Below are 14,121 nucleotides of genomic sequence, written 5' to 3'. Positions count from 1 at the left end.
CTGCGGCGATGGCTGACGGCAGCCTGGTTCGCAGGTTCGCCGGGTAGTGCCGTTTCACGGCGTTGTATCTCGCGCCATGGGGGACCTCGATCCCGCCGTCGCCCGCTTTGTTGGAAATCTGGCACCGAAGAGAACAGACCGAAGAGAACAGAAGGAAGCCATGTCCAGCCTTTTCGACATTCGTGGCAAGGTCGTCGTGCTGACCGGGGCCAGCTATGGTCTCGGCGAAGTCATGGCCCTGGCCCTCGCTGATGCGGGCGCCGACCTTGTCCTCGCCGCCCGCAGCGGCGAACTCCTCCAAGCCGTTGCCGACGCTTGCACGCACAAGGGCGTCAAGGCCACCGCCGTGGTCGCAGACGTCTCGAAGGAGGAGGACGTGGCGCGGATTGTATCCAGGGCGATCGAGAGCTACGGCCGCATCGACGTTCTGGTGAACAACGCCGGGATCTCCGATCTTCGGGGCCTGCCTGCGGAGAACTTCGACCTGGAAACCTTCCGCCGTATCGTCGACGTCGACATGGTCGGCGCCTACCTGCTTGCCAGGGACGCCGGCCGGCACATGCTGGCGGCAGGGTCCGGCTCGATCATCAACGTCTGCTCGATCCTCGCCAGCGGGGCCAACGAGCTCAGCGTCATCGGCTACACCGCCGCCAAGGGCGCTCTGCTCAATCTGACGTACCAACTTGGCTGCGAGTGGGCCGACCGGGGCGTTCGGGTCAACGGCCTCTCGCCGGGGTTCATCGTGACCCCGATGACGGCGCCCGGCCTCGAGGGTCTGGGCGTCGCGGAGTACGTCGCCAGCCGGACCCCGATGCGACGCGTCGGCCGGGCCGAGGAGCTCATCGGGCCGTTGCTGTTCCTCGCCTCAGACGCCTCCAGCTACGTCACCGGGCTCAACCTTCTGGTTGACGGCGGCACCAACGCCGGCAACGGCTACTACCAGGTGCAGCCGGGACATCATGGCTGGGGTGCCATGCTGGGGGCGCCGATGGTCGGCGACCCCTATCCCGGGCTGGTCCCCATGCCGGAGCGGTTCGCACCCTGGAAGGGCGGCATCCCCGGCATGCACACCCCCTGAGGTACGCCGTCCAACTGGTTCCTCCCCGCTGATCGCACGCCGCTGCCCGCACGCCGCTGACCGCACGCCGCTTCGCGCCGCACGGGTACCCCGGCTCCGTCGGCCCACGTAGAACACCACTACCCAGACCTCCTCGCGCCTCGCGATCTACGCACTCCAGCCCCATTCCTTGATCCGCATTTCCTTCGGTGCGACGAGTGGAAGGATGACGTCAGGAGGCGCCGGTTTTCGGCCGGAAAATGTACGTCAACCATCCACTCGTGCTGGACCGTGCCCCCTACCCTCGGAGCCCATGGACAGGATCGCCATCATCGGCTGCGGCGGCAGCGGCAAGTCGACCGTTGCCCGGCAGCTCGCCGAGGTCCTCGACGCGCCGCTGACCCATCTGGACACGATCTACTACGACGAGGAGTGGAACCCGCTCCCACCGGAGGAGTTCGCCGCCAAGCAGGAGCAGCTGGTCGCCGACAAAAGGTGGATCATCGAGGGCAACTACGCCTCCACACTGCCCATCCGGCTCCGCGCCGCCGACACCGTAATCTTCCTGGACCTCCCGGCCGCGACCTGCCTGTGGGGTATCGCCCAGCGCCGTTGGCACTACCGCGGCGGGCAGCACGCGGACGTGGGCGTCTACGACCGGATCACCTGGAACTTCATCCGCTACATCGCCGGATACCGCCGCACCATGCGTCCCCGCGTCCGCCAGCTCATCGCCGAGCACGCCCCCCACGTACAACTGATCATTTTGTCCAGCCGTCGGCAGTCGACGCGTTTCCTCGAGCGGCTACGCACCGGCGAGCCACCGACACGCTGACCGGCGTGGAAGGGGGGACAGGCCATGTCGACCAGCCCCTTCCTTGATCCGACCGGGGTGTGGGTCCTGTACGGCGACGCCGGCCGCCTCGCTCGCCGCACCGGTATGGAGCCCCGCCGATGAACCAATCGATCGAGATAGTCATCGTCCGCCACGGCGAAGCCGCCTGCAATGTTGCCGGGATCGTCGCCGGGGAAAAGGGCTGTACAGGCCTCACCGTGACCGGCCGTGCACAAACCGAACGCCTCGCCGCTCGGCTGACGGCCGAACACGCCATCCGCCCGCGCGGCGCCGCCGCTCAATACCGTCGCCTCTATCGGCACTGCACGGCTGCGAGGTCGGGCGCTGGCGGTCTTGGCTTTGACCGGTCCTACCGGGACCCGTTTATGGCGGCCGTGATGATCGCTGCCACGGTCGCCGGATCTGACACGTAGACCGCGTGACTGGCGGCGGTTTCACGGACCGTTGAGCCGGCTCGTTTCGACATGGACCGCTGCGCGTCTGGCGGGATCATGTGGTCCCTGGTTGTCACGAGGTACCAGCTCGGCCTGCTTTTCCACGCAGGTTTGATGATCTCGCCGGCGAGCGCCTCGACGCCCCATGGGACTTGGGCGTCGGCCATGAAGGCGGCTGTGTCCGGCGCCACGTCCGCAGCGAACGACTCTGCAAACTTCGCTTTGTCGAGGAACAGAAACCCGTCGACAGGCGGCAGGATCGGCGGAACGGGCGCCCCGGGAGGCGGGTTTGCGATGAGGGAGTTCACGGATTCGCCCGCGTCGGGCGCGAAGGCGCAGACGTAGACGAGAGCCTCCACATTCGGGTGGTTGCCCGCCTCGCTGATAACCACACCGCCATACGAATGACCGACCAGGATCACCTGATCATCGTATTGATCCAGAACTCTCCTTGTGACGGCGACATCATCCGCCAGCGATTTCGTCGGGTTCTGTACCACACTGACTTGATGACCGGCTTTCCGCAGAATGTGATATACCGGTTCCCAGCCGGAGCCGTCGACAAATCCGCCATGGACGAGAACGACATTTTTCACGGGCATTCCCCTCATTTGGCATGCCTTCATGCCTTCATGCCTTTGTGACGTCGGGGACCTGGCCGCCCCACTCGCATGCTAGCGTCGCGACAGGTTTAGAGCGCCCGGCAATAGGGGCGTGCCCCGACCACGCGACGCCGCGTCCCTATTGCCGGGCGCTCTAAATGGTACCGCCGAATGACGGCCCTTGAGCGCTCCAGTCTCGCTTTGCGTTGGCAGCGTTGCCGATGTTCGGGGTTGTCGTCGGGGTCGTGACCTGCTTCGAACGCTTCAGCTGAGCTGCTCGGCCAGCTCGACGATGATGCCTTCGGGGCCGCGGACGTAGCAGAGCCGGTAGCTGTCCTCGTACTGCTCCAGCTCGCCGACGAGTTCGGCGCCGTGGGCGTGCAGGCGGGCGAGGACGTCCTCGATGTCTTCGACGGCGAACGTGATGTGGCGGATGCCGGGCGTGTTCGCCGGTGCGTTCGGCTCGGCGCTGGCGGCCGTCGGCGTGTGGAACTTCGTCAGCTCAAGTCGGCTGTGGCCGTCCGGCGTCCGCACGACGGCGATGTCGGCTCGGACACCGTCGAGCCCGACGACGCGGTCCACCCATCGTCCCTCGACTGGTGCCTCGCCTTCCAGCTCCAGACCGAGTTCGACGAAGAACGCGGTAGCAGCCGCGAGGTCGTCGACAACGACGCCGACGTGGTCCATCCGCTGGATCGTCATGTCCGTAAGCGTAGGGGACCCGGACGGTTCCACGCTGTGGCGGCTCGTCGTCGGGCCGGCGCGGCTGCTCCTCATGCGTGATTCCATGTCGAGAACCTCTGACCGGCTCCGCTCACCAGGCGAGGGCCGCGAAAGGCGCGGCCGCGACATCAGGAGATCATCATGCCGAAGTACCTGCTGCTCAAGCACTACCGCGGCGGCCCGCAGCCGCACCGTCCCGTGCCCCCGATGGACCAGTGGGCACCCGAGGACGTGGAGGCGCACATGGCCTTCCTCCGCCACGTCGCGGAGCTTCTGGAGGAGCGCGGCGAGTACGTCGACGCCCAGGCGCTGACGCCCGCGCGTACCTGGGTGCGTTACGGCGGCCCGGACGCCGCGCCGGTCACCACCGACGGCCCGCATCCCGAGACCAGCGACCTGGTCGCCGGCTGGTACATGATCGACGTGGAGTCCCACGCGCGCGCGCTGGAGATCGCGGCCTACGTCTCCTCCGAGCCCGGCCCCGGCGCCAAGCCGCTCTACGAGTGGATCGACGTCCGGGAGGTCATGACCGCTCCGGCGTCCGGGGTCTGACCGGCGTGTCCGGCCAGCCGAGGGACCGGGTGGACGAGGGCGAGCTGCGCGCCCTCGTCCCCCGGGTGCTCGCTGGGTTGGTCCGCCGCGGCGAGGACTTCGACGCCGCCGAGGACGCGCTGCAGGAGGCGCTCATGGAGGCGCTGCGCGTCTGGCCCGAGCACCCGCCGCAGGACCCGCGTGCGTGGCTGTCCACGGTCGCGACCCGGCGATTGATCGACGCGCGCCGCAGCGATGCCGCCCGCCGCGCCCGCGAGGACACGCTGCACGAACAGCCGGAGCCTGAGCCGCCCACCACCGAGACCGGAGACGATACCCTCTTCCTGCTCTTCTGCTCCTGCCATCCCGATCTCGCGCCCGCATCCCAGGTGGCGCTCACCCTGCGCGCGGTCGGCGGCCTGACCACCCGGGAGATCGCCGACGCCTTCTACGTCCCGGAGGCGACCATGGCGCAGCGGATCAGCCGGGCCAAGCGCAGCCTGCGCGGGCGCCGCCTGGACGAGCCCGGCGACCTCGCGGTCGTGCTGCGCGTCCTGTACCTCGTGTACACGACCGGGCACGCGGGACGGGTCGACCTGGCCGCCGAGGCGATCCGGCTCGCCCGCCAACTCACCCTCGCCACCGAGGAACCGGAGGCGCGGGGGCTGCTCGCGCTGATGCTCCTCAACCACGCCCGGCTCCCGGCGCGACTCGACGGGCAGGGCCGGATCGTCACCCTCGACCGGCAGGACAGGGGCCGCTGGGACACCCGCGAGATCGCCGAGGGCGTGCGCGTCCTGCAGTCAGCGCTGACACTGGAGCGTCCCGGCCGCTACCAGGTCGAGGCCGCCATCGCCGCCCTGCACGACGACGCGGCAAGCCCCGCGGAGACCGACTGGCCGCAGATCCTCGCCTGGTACGACGACCTGGTCGCCCTCACCGACGACCCGGTGCACCAGGACCCCGCCGCTGTGCTGGGCCGCGCTGTCGCGGTCGGCCACGTGCTCGGTGCCGTCGCGGGGCTGCGCGAGACCGACCGGCTACGCGAGGTGCTCGGCGACCGCCACCGGTGGCATGCGGTCCGCGGCCACCTGCACGAGCTCGCCGGCGATCTGCCGGCCGCTGGCGCGGCGTACACGCAGGCCGCCCGCCGGGCCACGGACGTCGCCGAGCGCGACCACCTGGTCCGTCAGGCCGCCCGCGCGCGGGCCGCCGAGCTATAGAGGAACAGTCGTCTCGCTGAGCGTCCTCCATAGGCTCGCGTACCCAGCTATGACCCGATTGAGCCGAGCAACTCATCGCTGGCCTCTTCAGACCGATCGCCGATCGCCGATCGCCAATCGCCGATCGGTGGTGGTGGCTGCGTAGGGTTGGGGCGCAGCGTGATCCGTGCGGAGCGCCTGATCCTGGCGCGAGCGACGCACCTGGACTCGCTGGCCGCCCGGCTGGCCGAGCCGCGAGTCCGCCGAATCGTGCTGCTCTTGCTGGCCGGCGACCTGGTGCAGCTCGACCCCTACGACGACGACCTCGCCTACGCCTGCGACCTCGGCCTGGTCACCCCGAAGGACCCGGTCCGGATCGATCTGCTCATCCGCTGGCCCTACATAAACGAGAACGGCAAACGCCACTGGCAGCGGGAAGCCCTCGAGCTCAAGGTCTGGCATCCCGACAAGGCCGACCCGCTGCGCCAAGGCATGACTCAGCTCGACCGCTACCTCGACCGCCTCGGCCTCGACACCGGTATCCTGATTATCTTTGACCGCCGCTCCGACGCCCCCGACCTCAGTGAACGCACCCAGTTCGACATTGCCACCACCCAGACCGGCCGCACGGTCACGGTCCTGCGGGCGTAATTCTCCTTTCGCCCACCAAGCCACCGACGCTCGGGCGGGCACTGTTCCGTGCCAGAACTCGGATTCGGACCAATGTCAGTGAGAGGACGATCGGAGGTCGGCGGCAGCTGACCACCGCCAGCCTGCGGATGGGCGCTTACGGGTATGCCGGCACCGGTCCGGCTGCCGGAGATGACGGACTGGTGCCATCCAAAGTGGTCCGCCCTGGTCAGAGCCGCCGGAGGCGGGCCACCCCCGCTGTCAACGGACACCTGCGTGTTTTCGCCAAGGTAGAAGCGGTGCTCGTTGCCGCGTGAGGGCGCCGGTCAGGGCTGGACGAGGACCTTCAGGGCCTCGCGGTCCGCCATGGCGCGGTAGCCCTCGGGTACCTTGTCGAGGCCGATGGTGCGATCGAACACCCGGCCGGGCTGGAGCTTGCCGTCGAGGACGTCGGGAAGCAGGTCGTCGATGTAGGCGCGGACCGGGGTCAGGCCGCCGGTGAGGGTGATGTTGCGGCGGAAGAACGGGAAGCCGATCGGCCCGTCCGCGTACTGCGGGGCGCCGACGCGGCTGACCGTGCCACCGTCGCGGACCACGCCGAAGGCCATCTCCAGCGCAGGCAGGTGACCGACGCACTCCAGCACCGTGTGCGTGCCGAAGCCCCTGGTCAGCTCCCGCACGCGTGTGATGCCCTCTGCGCCGCGTTCGGCGACGATGTCGGTGGCGCCGAAGTAGCGGCCGAGGTCGGTGCGGTCCTTGTGCCGCCCCATCAGGATGATCTGATCGGCGCCGAGACGCTTGGCGGCCAGCACCGCCGAGAGGCCGACCGCGCCGTCGCCGATGACCGTGACCGTGGTGTGCGGGTTGACTCCGGCGGTCACGGCGCAGTGGTGGCCGGTGGGAAGGACGTCGGAAAGGGTGAGCAAGGAGGGCAGCAGTGCGGAGTCCTCGCCGACGGGCAGCTTCACCAGCGTGCCCTGCGCGTACGGGACGCGCACGGCCTCGCCCTGACCACCGTCGACGCCGCCAGTGGCCCAGAAGCCACCGTGCGGGCAGGAGGTGTGCAGGCCCTCGCGGCAGTATTCGCAGGTGTTGTCGGCGTAGAAGAAGGGCGCGAGCACGACGTCACCGGCCTTCAGCCCGTTCACCTCCGAGCCGGCCTCCTCGACGGCGCCGAGGAACTCGTGACCGATGCGGTCGCCCTGGTCCTGGGAAGGCATCGAACCGTAGGGCCACAGGTCGCTGCCACAGATGCAGGAGCGCAGGACGCGTACGACGGCGTCGGTGGGTTGCTGGATTTTCGGATCGGCGACGTCCTCCACTCGGACGTCACCGGCGCCGTAGATCAGTGTTGCTCGCATGACGGTCCCTCCGCATCGTTCGGCTGGTTGTGCCTGCCCTCGCGATGCCGCGCGGATCAGCCAATTGGACAATTGCATCCGGGGAGGGGTGATATCCAGGGAGAAAACTGTCCCCCCATGCCACGTGGCGAACGGTGCCAGACTGGACAGCATGACCAGCGACGCGCATCTCAACGAGCTGGGAGAATTCCTCAAGGCCCGGCGGGCCGAGCTCAGCCCGCGCACCGTCGGGCTGCCCGACATCGGCGGGCCGCGGCGCGTGCCTGGACTGCGCCGCGAGGAGGTCGCCCAGCTCGCCGCGATCAGCAACGACTACTACACCCGCCTGGAACAGGGCCGCATCCAGCCGTCCGCGCCGGTGCTGGCCGCCATCGCCCGCGTCCTGCGGCTGGGGGACGACCAGCGGGACTATGTGTTCGAGCTGGCCGGAAAGCACACTGGCGGGCCGCGTCGGCGTGCCGCGCAGAAAGTCCAGCCGCAGTTGCGGCGGATGCTTGACGATCTCACCGCGACCCCCGGTATGGTTCTGGGTCGCCGCATGGATATTCTGGCGTGGAATTCCCTGGCCGCCGCCCTGATCGTCGATTTCGCAGAAATCCCGGAAAAGAAGCGCAACTACGTCCGGCTGCTCTTCAGCGATCCCGCGATGAAGATGCTGTACCCGGACTGGGAGACTCCCGCCCGCAATTGTGTCGCCCAGCTGCGCATGCAAGCCGCCAAATACCCCGACGACCCGCGGCTGATCGCGCTGGTGGGCGAGCTGTCGGTGCGGGACGCCGACTTCCGGCAGTGGTGGGGAGCCCATCACGTGGCCGCCCGTGGCGGGGGCACCAAGGTGCTCAACCACCCGGTTGCCGGCGAGCTCATCCTCGACTGGGACACCCTCATCGCCACCACTGACCCCGAGCAGGAACTCGTTATCTGGACCGCGCAGCCGGGCACGCCGTCCTACGACGGCCTGCGCTTCCTCGCATCCTGGGCCGCAAGCAGCCGTCGGCCCGCACCCGACGCCACGATCAGCTGACGGAACGCACCCGACGCCACGAGCAGCTGACGCCCCGCCCGCGCGCCGAGTCGCCGGGCGGGGCGGGGCGGGTCAGGGAATGCTGAGGACGATCTTTCCGGTAGCGGCCCGGAGTGCGGTACTCCGGGCCGCCCATGTCGCTCGCCGACGGCGGCTTCAGCTGAGAACCTTGACTACTTCCTGAGCCAGCGGGACAGCCGAGTTCGGGTTCTGGCCGGTGTAGAGGGCGCGGTCGACCTCGACGTGCGGGGCCCATGGCTCGCCGACGCGGTAGTCCACACCCAGGGCGACGAGGCGATCCTGCAACAGCCACTTGGCCTTGTCCGCCAAGCCGTTCGCAATCTCCTCCCCATTGGTGAGGCTGGTCAGGCGGTAGCCCGCGAACGGGGACTTGCCGCTGGCGTCGACGGCGGTCAGGAGGGCCGCGGGGCCGTGGCACACCAGGGCCAGCGGCTGGCCCGCGGCCAGGCTCTCGGCCATCAGCCGCCCGGCCTCGACGTCGACGGACAGGTCCTCCATCGGACCCCAGCCGCCTGGGACGAAGACGGCGGCGTAGTCGGCCAGCCGCACATCCTCAAGCCGCATTGGGTGGGCCAGCTCGGACGCGTCGCGCACCGCGTCCCGCATCTGCTGCGCGCCCTCGGGTCCGCCGTTGAAGTCGGCGGTGAGGCTCAGGGCGTCGACGGTCGGCGGTACGCCGCCCGGGGTTGCCGCTTCGATCTCGTAGCCGGCGTCCTTGAAGACCTGGTAGGGGCCGATCGCCTCCTCGGCCCAGTAGCCGGTCGGCTGCTCGGTGCCGTCGGCCAGCGTCCAGTGGTCGGCGGCGGTCACCACGAAAAGAATCTTCACCATCGAATCCTCCTTGTGAGTTTGTTCCGCGGCCGGTTCTTGCGTTCTCACGCGGTCAGCGGCGCGGAATGACGATTGCGGGTCAATGGGACGCCGACGGACGGGGTGGCCATAAGCCCAGGGGTCCCTTCTGGCCGTGGGGTGGTTCCCCTGCGGCTAACTGGCTGTGGGCGGCTGCTGTCAACCGTTCAGCGCCCGGTCGAGGACAAGGCTGTCGGCGGCCTGCCGCAGCTGCGCGAGTTTGCCGTCGCGAATGGTCCACAGGTGGATGAACCGCGCCTGCGTGTTCTTCCCCGCCTTTGTCACACCGTGGTAGTGTCCGAGGACGAAGACGTGGTTGTCATCATCCGCGTAGAACTCCTCACCTTCGGCGTAGAAGGAGGCAAACAATGGGAAGAGTGGGCCGAAAAAGTCGTTCATCATGCTGTCGTAGCCCTTGTACACACCGCCGTTCGGGAAACCGGGGGTGATGTCCCAGACGATGTTCGGGTCCATGAGCTCTTTGGTCACGGCCGGGTCGCCCTTGGAGTCGTACATCCTGCGGACCAGAGCGATGTTCGGAGAATCGGACATGATGCGCTCCTTACGGATCGGGGATCGGGCGGCCGTACCCGTCAGTTGCCGCTGTCGGAGAGGAATTCGCTCAGCTCGGTGGGATGTGCGTCGCTGGTCACGCTTGTCAGTCTGCCACCGTTCACCCGCCCCTTGGGGGGAGAGTTTCCTCCCTGGATGATTCCATCCCAGGATAGGCTGCCCCCTTTACGCACGGTCTACATTGTCAGTTAATGGGTGTGGACGAGGCGACGCTGAACGTCGATGGGAGTGTCAGATGTTCTGTCATCTGGAGCAGGTCGCGGATGGCTTCAAGACCATGGACGAACGCCGGGCGATCAAGACCCTGCTGTGCCCGTAACCCACCTGGTCCGCGGCACCTCCACCACGACTCAAGGAGATACAGCATGCACACACGAACGCTTGGTCAGGGTCTGCGGGTCTCGGCCATCGGCATGGGCTGCATGGGCATGTCGCAAAGCTACGGGCCCAACCCGGGAGACCGCCAGGAGATGATCGGCGTCCTGCGGGACGCGGTCGATTTCGGGATCACGTTCTTCGACACCGCCGAGGTGTACGGGCCCTACGTCAACGAGGAACTCGTCGGTGAAGCGCTCGCCCCTGTACAGGACCAGGTAGTGATCGCGACGAAGTTCGGGTGGCGTATCGAGGACGGCCGGTCGGTCGGGCTCGACAGCAGGCCCGAACAGATCAGGCGGGTGGCGGACGCATCCCTACGCCGGCTGCGGGTCGACACGATTGACCTGTTCTACCAGCACCGCGTCGACCCCGACGTCCCGATCGAGGACGTCGCCGGCACGGTGGGTGAGCTCATCCAGGCCGGAAAAGTGCGCCACCTCGGCCTGTCCGAGGCGGCAGCGGCAACGATCCGCAGGGCGCACGCGATCCACCCGGTAACCGCGGTACAAAGCGAGTACTCGCTATGGACCCGCGATCCCGAGCCGGAAGTCCTGCCAACCTGCGCGGAGCTGGGCATCGGCTTCGTGCCGTTCAGCCCGCTCGGCAAGGGCTTCCTCACCGGCACCTTCGATGTGTCAACCGCGTTCGGCCCCGGTGATATCCGGACGACGATCCCGCGATTCACCGCGGAGAACCGCGCCGTGAACCTCGCGCTGGTCGATCATGCAGCCGCGCTCGCGCAGGCCAAGGGGGCGACCCCGGGGCAGGTGGCACTGGCCTGGCTGCTCGCCCAGCATCCGTGGATCACGCCGATCCCCGGCACCCGGCGGCGTGCGCGGCTGGCGGAGAACGCCGGCGCCACCCAGGTAGCGCTCTCCGCTGACGAGGTCGCCGACCTCAACACGACGGCGGAGCGGTTCGGAGTGCATGGCGACCGCTACAACGAGCTGCACATGGGTCTTGTCGAGCACTGAACGGCCATGCCCGAGCGCCGCGGATAAGAGCGCCCGGCATAGGGGCGTGGATGAAGGTGCGTGCCCGTCACGGTTGTGTGCAACGGAGCCGGCACCAAAGATCGCAACAAACCCTCTCCCGGCGCTATGGCTGGTCGAGTTCGGTCAGGTCGGGCCAAACCACCGCGTCATTCCTGGCACGGTCGACGCGCTTGCGGATGGCGTCCGGCAGGTCGTCCACCAGGCCGCCCAGTGTCTGGAAGCTCTCGATGAACCCGGTCTCGTGCCACGGGCGGGCTGGGCACACCTCGGTCCGGTCGACGGCGATTCCGATCGTCCGCATGGCACAGCGTGGATGACCGGTCTCGGTAAGCTCGCTGGTGCAGCTTGCGACCGGATGCGGCGCGGTGGATGCCCGCACAGCGACCTGCCCCGGTCCGCGGGCGGCGGTGGCCGCAAGCACCAACGCCTTGCCGTGGTTGTTCCAACCCCGCCACTCCTCGTCCATCTTGATCCGCTGGGTCAGCGCGCGGATGATCGGCGTGCGTACCGTCCACAGCGGAGGCAGCACGGACGCGGCCAACTCCACGGCACTGTCGTTCCCGGGCGCGCGACGAGCATGCGACGCAATGGCGTCACGAAGAGAGCCGATCATGGCGAGCGCTTCCAGGCCGAACGGCTGGGTGGGCCATGCCGGGCCGGCCGGATGCGCTTCGGGGTCTCGCAGCTCCCGCATGAGCCCGCGCAGCCGCCGGAGCAGGAGCGGGAGGCCGTCGGTCACGTCCGGCGCGCGCCGCCCGCGCACCCAGTCCGCCACGATGGCGCGTTCGGTGACACTGGTCTCCCTGAGCAGGGAGGTGACCATCCGGGTGGCGAGGGCGTCCGCGACTGCAAGCACCTCGACGTGGCCGCCGGCCTGCGCTGCCGGGTGACCGGCACTGTACGTGCCGGTCCGGTGGGTGCCGGTCCGGTGGGTGCCGGTCCGGTGGATGGCGAGTTCGCCCGGCGCCACCGGCAGTGTCCCGCGGGCGGGCGTCAGCCGGATGTCACGCAGCCCGCGGTGGAGCCGGTCGAACACACGGCCGGCCTCGGAACCACCGATCGCCACCGCAGCCGCGGACCAGAAGGTGACAACGTCCGGTTCGTCCGTCCCACGACGGGCCGGATGCGTGTCGGGGACGGTCATCGCGCGGTGCAGATCCTTCTCCAGGCAGGTCAGACGTCCCATCACGTCGGACACGCATCGCTGTGCACCGTCGCAGGACGCGGCAGCGGCGTCACCCCTGCCCGGCAGGCCACGCCACTCCTGGATCGCATGCGCGTACCCGGAGATGGTGAGCAGGAAGTCGGCATTGCCCCGGACGGTCAGCGAGGCGCCCGGTGCCGACAGGCCCGAGTCCCGGCACATCGCGGCGAGCTCGGCACCGCGGTCGAGCACCGTCGCGGCCGCCTCGTCCCCACAGCCGGCATCCGGCCGGGACACCGCCACTGCCGCGGCGACCATCATTCGCAGCATCGGCGGTTCGTCGCGGCGCGCGGCCAGGACGGTGTCGATGTGGTGGGTCTCGCCGAGCCGTAGGACGAACTCGGCCGGGTCTTTGCCACGGACAGCGATCGCCACCTCGGGGGGCGTCCCGGGCTGGCGCAGCAGAACCTCGAACCGGTCGGCAGCGTTGGCGAGGTTCCGGTGCACCCCCGCGCCGCCCCGCCCAAGACTGAGGGTCGCGGCGAGCAGCAGTTCCTCCTGTTCGGGCGAAACGTTCCCGTGGAGGCGGGCCTGCACCCCAGCCGCGCACGTGCACATGGCCGCGACCGCGGCTTCGGCCCCGGCGAAAAGGGACAGCACTCGGTCGAGATCGGCCGGGTCGAGAAGGTCGAGTACCGCCCATGCGGCGCGGGCGAACCGCGCGGCATCCGCTCGCCGGGTCACGGTAGCTCCTCGGTCCGTATCCGCACCGTCGGCGCCCTGTCCGGTTCGGTGGCGCTCCAGATGGTCGCCCGCAGCAGCCCGGATGGGCCCATGACCAGGGATTCCCAGCGTTCGGACCCGTCGTCGAACGAGACCGACAGCCGCGCCCGAGGTGGCCCGGTACCAGCGGGCTCGGCGACCACGTCCACCATGCCGCGCCGGACCTCCCACCTCAGAGTGGGCCGGACGCCGGCCGCCACGGCGATGTCCGCCGGCAGTTCCCATGTGCCCATGGCCGCGACCGCAGCGGTGTCTTCGGCGCCCCCACCGATGGATGGATTCTCGAGCGAGTCGTCGAAGTCGTCGGCATCGTCCACGGAACCGTTGTCCACGCCGCCGGACATGAATACTGGGTCGGCCGAGGGGAGCGCGGCGAGCCCGCGGCGCAGGTCGTCGACGCCGAGCAGCGCCCACAGGCCGTTTGCCCACCGCCCGATACCGCTGAGCCCGATACCGCTGAGCCCGGGGACAGGACCACGGGCACCGGACGCCGCGTCCCGCGTGCCGGGATCGGCCACGGTCGCCAGCATCCGATGACGGTAGGGAGCCCAGACGGCGGCGAGGTCGTCGAGGGCCAGGAGGTCCAACCGCGTCCACCGGGAGCGCGGCGCGTGGTCGACCACCTGCTCCGCAATCGCGAACAGACGCTCGCCGAGCAGGTCCCGCACATGGGTGGGCAGCCGCCCGCCCGCCTCGACGGGCAGCGCGATGAAGGCGGGCGGACCGTGCGGGTCGTCGTCGACGAACGCGGCGCGCAGTCCGGGACGCAGGTCGGCCTCGACGGTTGGCTCCGCGGTCAGCAGCGTGACGTGCACCCGGCCGCGCATGGGGAGGTAGTCGACCCGGACGTGGCCGTCCCAGGCTGTCAGGCTCACCTGCCCCACCCCCGCCGGACGGTTTGCTCCGGGTCGTCACGGTAGCGCCTTGCGGGCGCGGCTGATTCGCCGCCGTCCCCTGG

The 14,121-nt window shown here is 69.1% G+C and carries 15 protein-coding genes; 8 read left to right on the top strand and 7 right to left on the bottom strand.

Annotation, left to right across the window (positions count from 1 at the left end; translation table 11 throughout):
• Positions 1–160: 160 nt before the first annotated feature.
• From U9978_RS16100 to U9978_RS16090, 3 genes are all read left to right on the top strand, one after another.
• Positions 161–1,078 (top strand): SDR family NAD(P)-dependent oxidoreductase, encoded by a 918-nt coding sequence (locus U9978_RS16100; RefSeq protein WP_322761952.1) that lies wholly within the window; start codon positions 161–163, stop codon positions 1,076–1,078.
• A 292-nt stretch (positions 1,079–1,370) separates the two neighbouring features.
• Positions 1,371–1,892 (top strand): hypothetical protein, encoded by a 522-nt coding sequence (locus U9978_RS16095; RefSeq protein ID WP_322761951.1) that lies wholly within the window; start codon positions 1,371–1,373, stop codon positions 1,890–1,892.
• 119 nt (positions 1,893–2,011) lie between these two features.
• Entirely contained in the window at positions 2,012–2,326 is a 315-nt protein-coding gene (locus tag U9978_RS16090; protein WP_322761950.1) for a histidine phosphatase family protein, read from the top strand.
• Here U9978_RS16090 and U9978_RS16085 read toward each other — a convergent pair.
• Both U9978_RS16085 and U9978_RS16080 read right to left on the bottom strand, forming a co-directional pair.
• Complete coding sequence (locus tag U9978_RS16085) at positions 2,263–2,958, bottom strand: alpha/beta hydrolase (protein WP_416211002.1); 696 nt, start codon at positions 2,956–2,958, stop codon at positions 2,263–2,265. The genes U9978_RS16090 and U9978_RS16085 overlap by 64 nt on opposite strands.
• A 255-nt stretch (positions 2,959–3,213) precedes the next feature.
• A complete protein-coding gene (locus U9978_RS16080) occupies positions 3,214–3,651 on the bottom strand; it encodes a VOC family protein (RefSeq protein ID WP_322761948.1) in 438 nt (145 codons plus the stop codon).
• A gap of 162 nt (positions 3,652–3,813) precedes the next feature.
• On the opposite strand from U9978_RS16080, the gene U9978_RS16075 reads away from it, so the two are divergent.
• From U9978_RS16075 to U9978_RS16065, 3 genes are all read left to right on the top strand, one after another.
• Positions 3,814–4,224, top strand: a complete 411-nt coding sequence (locus U9978_RS16075; RefSeq protein WP_322761947.1) for a YciI family protein — start codon at positions 3,814–3,816, stop codon at positions 4,222–4,224.
• Positions 4,225–4,229: 5 nt separating this feature from the next.
• A complete protein-coding gene (locus U9978_RS16070; protein ID WP_322761946.1) occupies positions 4,230–5,426 on the top strand; it encodes an RNA polymerase sigma factor in 1,197 nt (398 codons plus the stop codon).
• A gap of 159 nt (positions 5,427–5,585) precedes the next feature.
• The gene (locus U9978_RS16065) at positions 5,586–6,056 is read left to right on the top strand and encodes a hypothetical protein (RefSeq protein WP_322761945.1); all 471 of its coding nucleotides are present in this window, start codon (positions 5,586–5,588) and stop codon (positions 6,054–6,056) included.
• A 305-nt stretch (positions 6,057–6,361) separates the two neighbouring features.
• On the opposite strand, the gene U9978_RS16060 is transcribed toward U9978_RS16065, so the two are convergent.
• Entirely contained in the window at positions 6,362–7,396 is a 1,035-nt protein-coding gene (locus tag U9978_RS16060; protein ID WP_322761944.1) for a zinc-dependent alcohol dehydrogenase family protein, read from the bottom strand.
• 151 nt (positions 7,397–7,547) lie between these two features.
• Between U9978_RS16060 and U9978_RS16055 the strand changes: the two genes are divergently transcribed.
• Complete coding sequence (locus U9978_RS16055) at positions 7,548–8,420, top strand: helix-turn-helix transcriptional regulator (RefSeq protein WP_322761943.1); 873 nt, start codon at positions 7,548–7,550, stop codon at positions 8,418–8,420.
• A gap of 156 nt (positions 8,421–8,576) precedes the next feature.
• On the opposite strand, the gene U9978_RS16050 is transcribed toward U9978_RS16055, so the two are convergent.
• Positions 8,577–9,272: a type 1 glutamine amidotransferase domain-containing protein gene (locus U9978_RS16050; protein ID WP_322761942.1), complete on the bottom strand. Its 696-nt coding sequence runs from the start codon at positions 9,270–9,272 to the stop codon at positions 8,577–8,579.
• A 177-nt stretch (positions 9,273–9,449) separates the two neighbouring features.
• A complete protein-coding gene (locus tag U9978_RS16045) occupies positions 9,450–9,842 on the bottom strand; it encodes a nuclear transport factor 2 family protein (protein ID WP_322761941.1) in 393 nt (130 codons plus the stop codon).
• A gap of 386 nt (positions 9,843–10,228) precedes the next feature.
• Between U9978_RS16045 and U9978_RS16040 the strand changes: the two genes are divergently transcribed.
• Positions 10,229–11,215, top strand: coding sequence for an aldo/keto reductase (locus tag U9978_RS16040; protein WP_322761940.1), 987 nt, complete (start codon positions 10,229–10,231; stop codon positions 11,213–11,215).
• A 124-nt stretch (positions 11,216–11,339) separates the two neighbouring features.
• Here U9978_RS16040 and U9978_RS16035 read toward each other — a convergent pair whose 3' ends face one another.
• Together U9978_RS16035 and U9978_RS16030 are read right to left on the bottom strand one after the other, a co-directional pair.
• On the bottom strand, positions 11,340–13,124 hold the full coding sequence (locus tag U9978_RS16035; protein WP_322761939.1) for a hypothetical protein: 1,785 nt from the start codon (positions 13,122–13,124) through the stop codon (positions 11,340–11,342).
• Positions 13,121–14,038, bottom strand: coding sequence for a hypothetical protein (locus U9978_RS16030; protein ID WP_322761938.1), 918 nt, complete (start codon positions 14,036–14,038; stop codon positions 13,121–13,123). Before U9978_RS16030 ends, U9978_RS16035 begins: the two co-directional genes overlap by 4 nt.
• Positions 14,039–14,121 lie beyond the last annotated feature (83 nt).

The organism is Protofrankia sp. Cr2 (assembly GCF_963555885.1).
In the GTDB taxonomy this organism is placed as follows: Bacteria; Actinomycetota; Actinomycetes; order Frankiales; family Frankiaceae; genus Protofrankia.
Note: the sequence above shows the minus strand (reverse complement) of the source record. Positions and strands in the feature narration are given on the sequence as shown.

Coding starts and splice junctions, on each gene's coding strand:
- U9978_RS16100 (WP_322761952.1), top strand. CDS start 161: ATGTCCAGCCTTTTCGACATTCGTGGCAAGGTCGTCGTGCTGACCGGG.
- U9978_RS16095 (WP_322761951.1), top strand. CDS start 1,371: ATGGACAGGATCGCCATCATCGGCTGCGGCGGCAGCGGCAAGTCGACC.
- U9978_RS16090 (WP_322761950.1), top strand. CDS start 2,012: ATGAACCAATCGATCGAGATAGTCATCGTCCGCCACGGCGAAGCCGCC.
- U9978_RS16085 (WP_416211002.1), bottom strand. CDS start 2,958: ATGAGGGGAATGCCCGTGAAAAATGTCGTTCTCGTCCATGGCGGATTT.
- U9978_RS16080 (WP_322761948.1), bottom strand. CDS start 3,651: ATGACGATCCAGCGGATGGACCACGTCGGCGTCGTTGTCGACGACCTC.
- U9978_RS16075 (WP_322761947.1), top strand. CDS start 3,814: ATGCCGAAGTACCTGCTGCTCAAGCACTACCGCGGCGGCCCGCAGCCG.
- U9978_RS16060 (WP_322761944.1), bottom strand. CDS start 7,396: ATGCGAGCAACACTGATCTACGGCGCCGGTGACGTCCGAGTGGAGGAC.
- U9978_RS16055 (WP_322761943.1), top strand. CDS start 7,548: ATGACCAGCGACGCGCATCTCAACGAGCTGGGAGAATTCCTCAAGGCC.
- U9978_RS16050 (WP_322761942.1), bottom strand. CDS start 9,272: ATGGTGAAGATTCTTTTCGTGGTGACCGCCGCCGACCACTGGACGCTG.
- U9978_RS16045 (WP_322761941.1), bottom strand. CDS start 9,842: ATGTCCGATTCTCCGAACATCGCTCTGGTCCGCAGGATGTACGACTCC.
- U9978_RS16040 (WP_322761940.1), top strand. CDS start 10,229: ATGCACACACGAACGCTTGGTCAGGGTCTGCGGGTCTCGGCCATCGGC.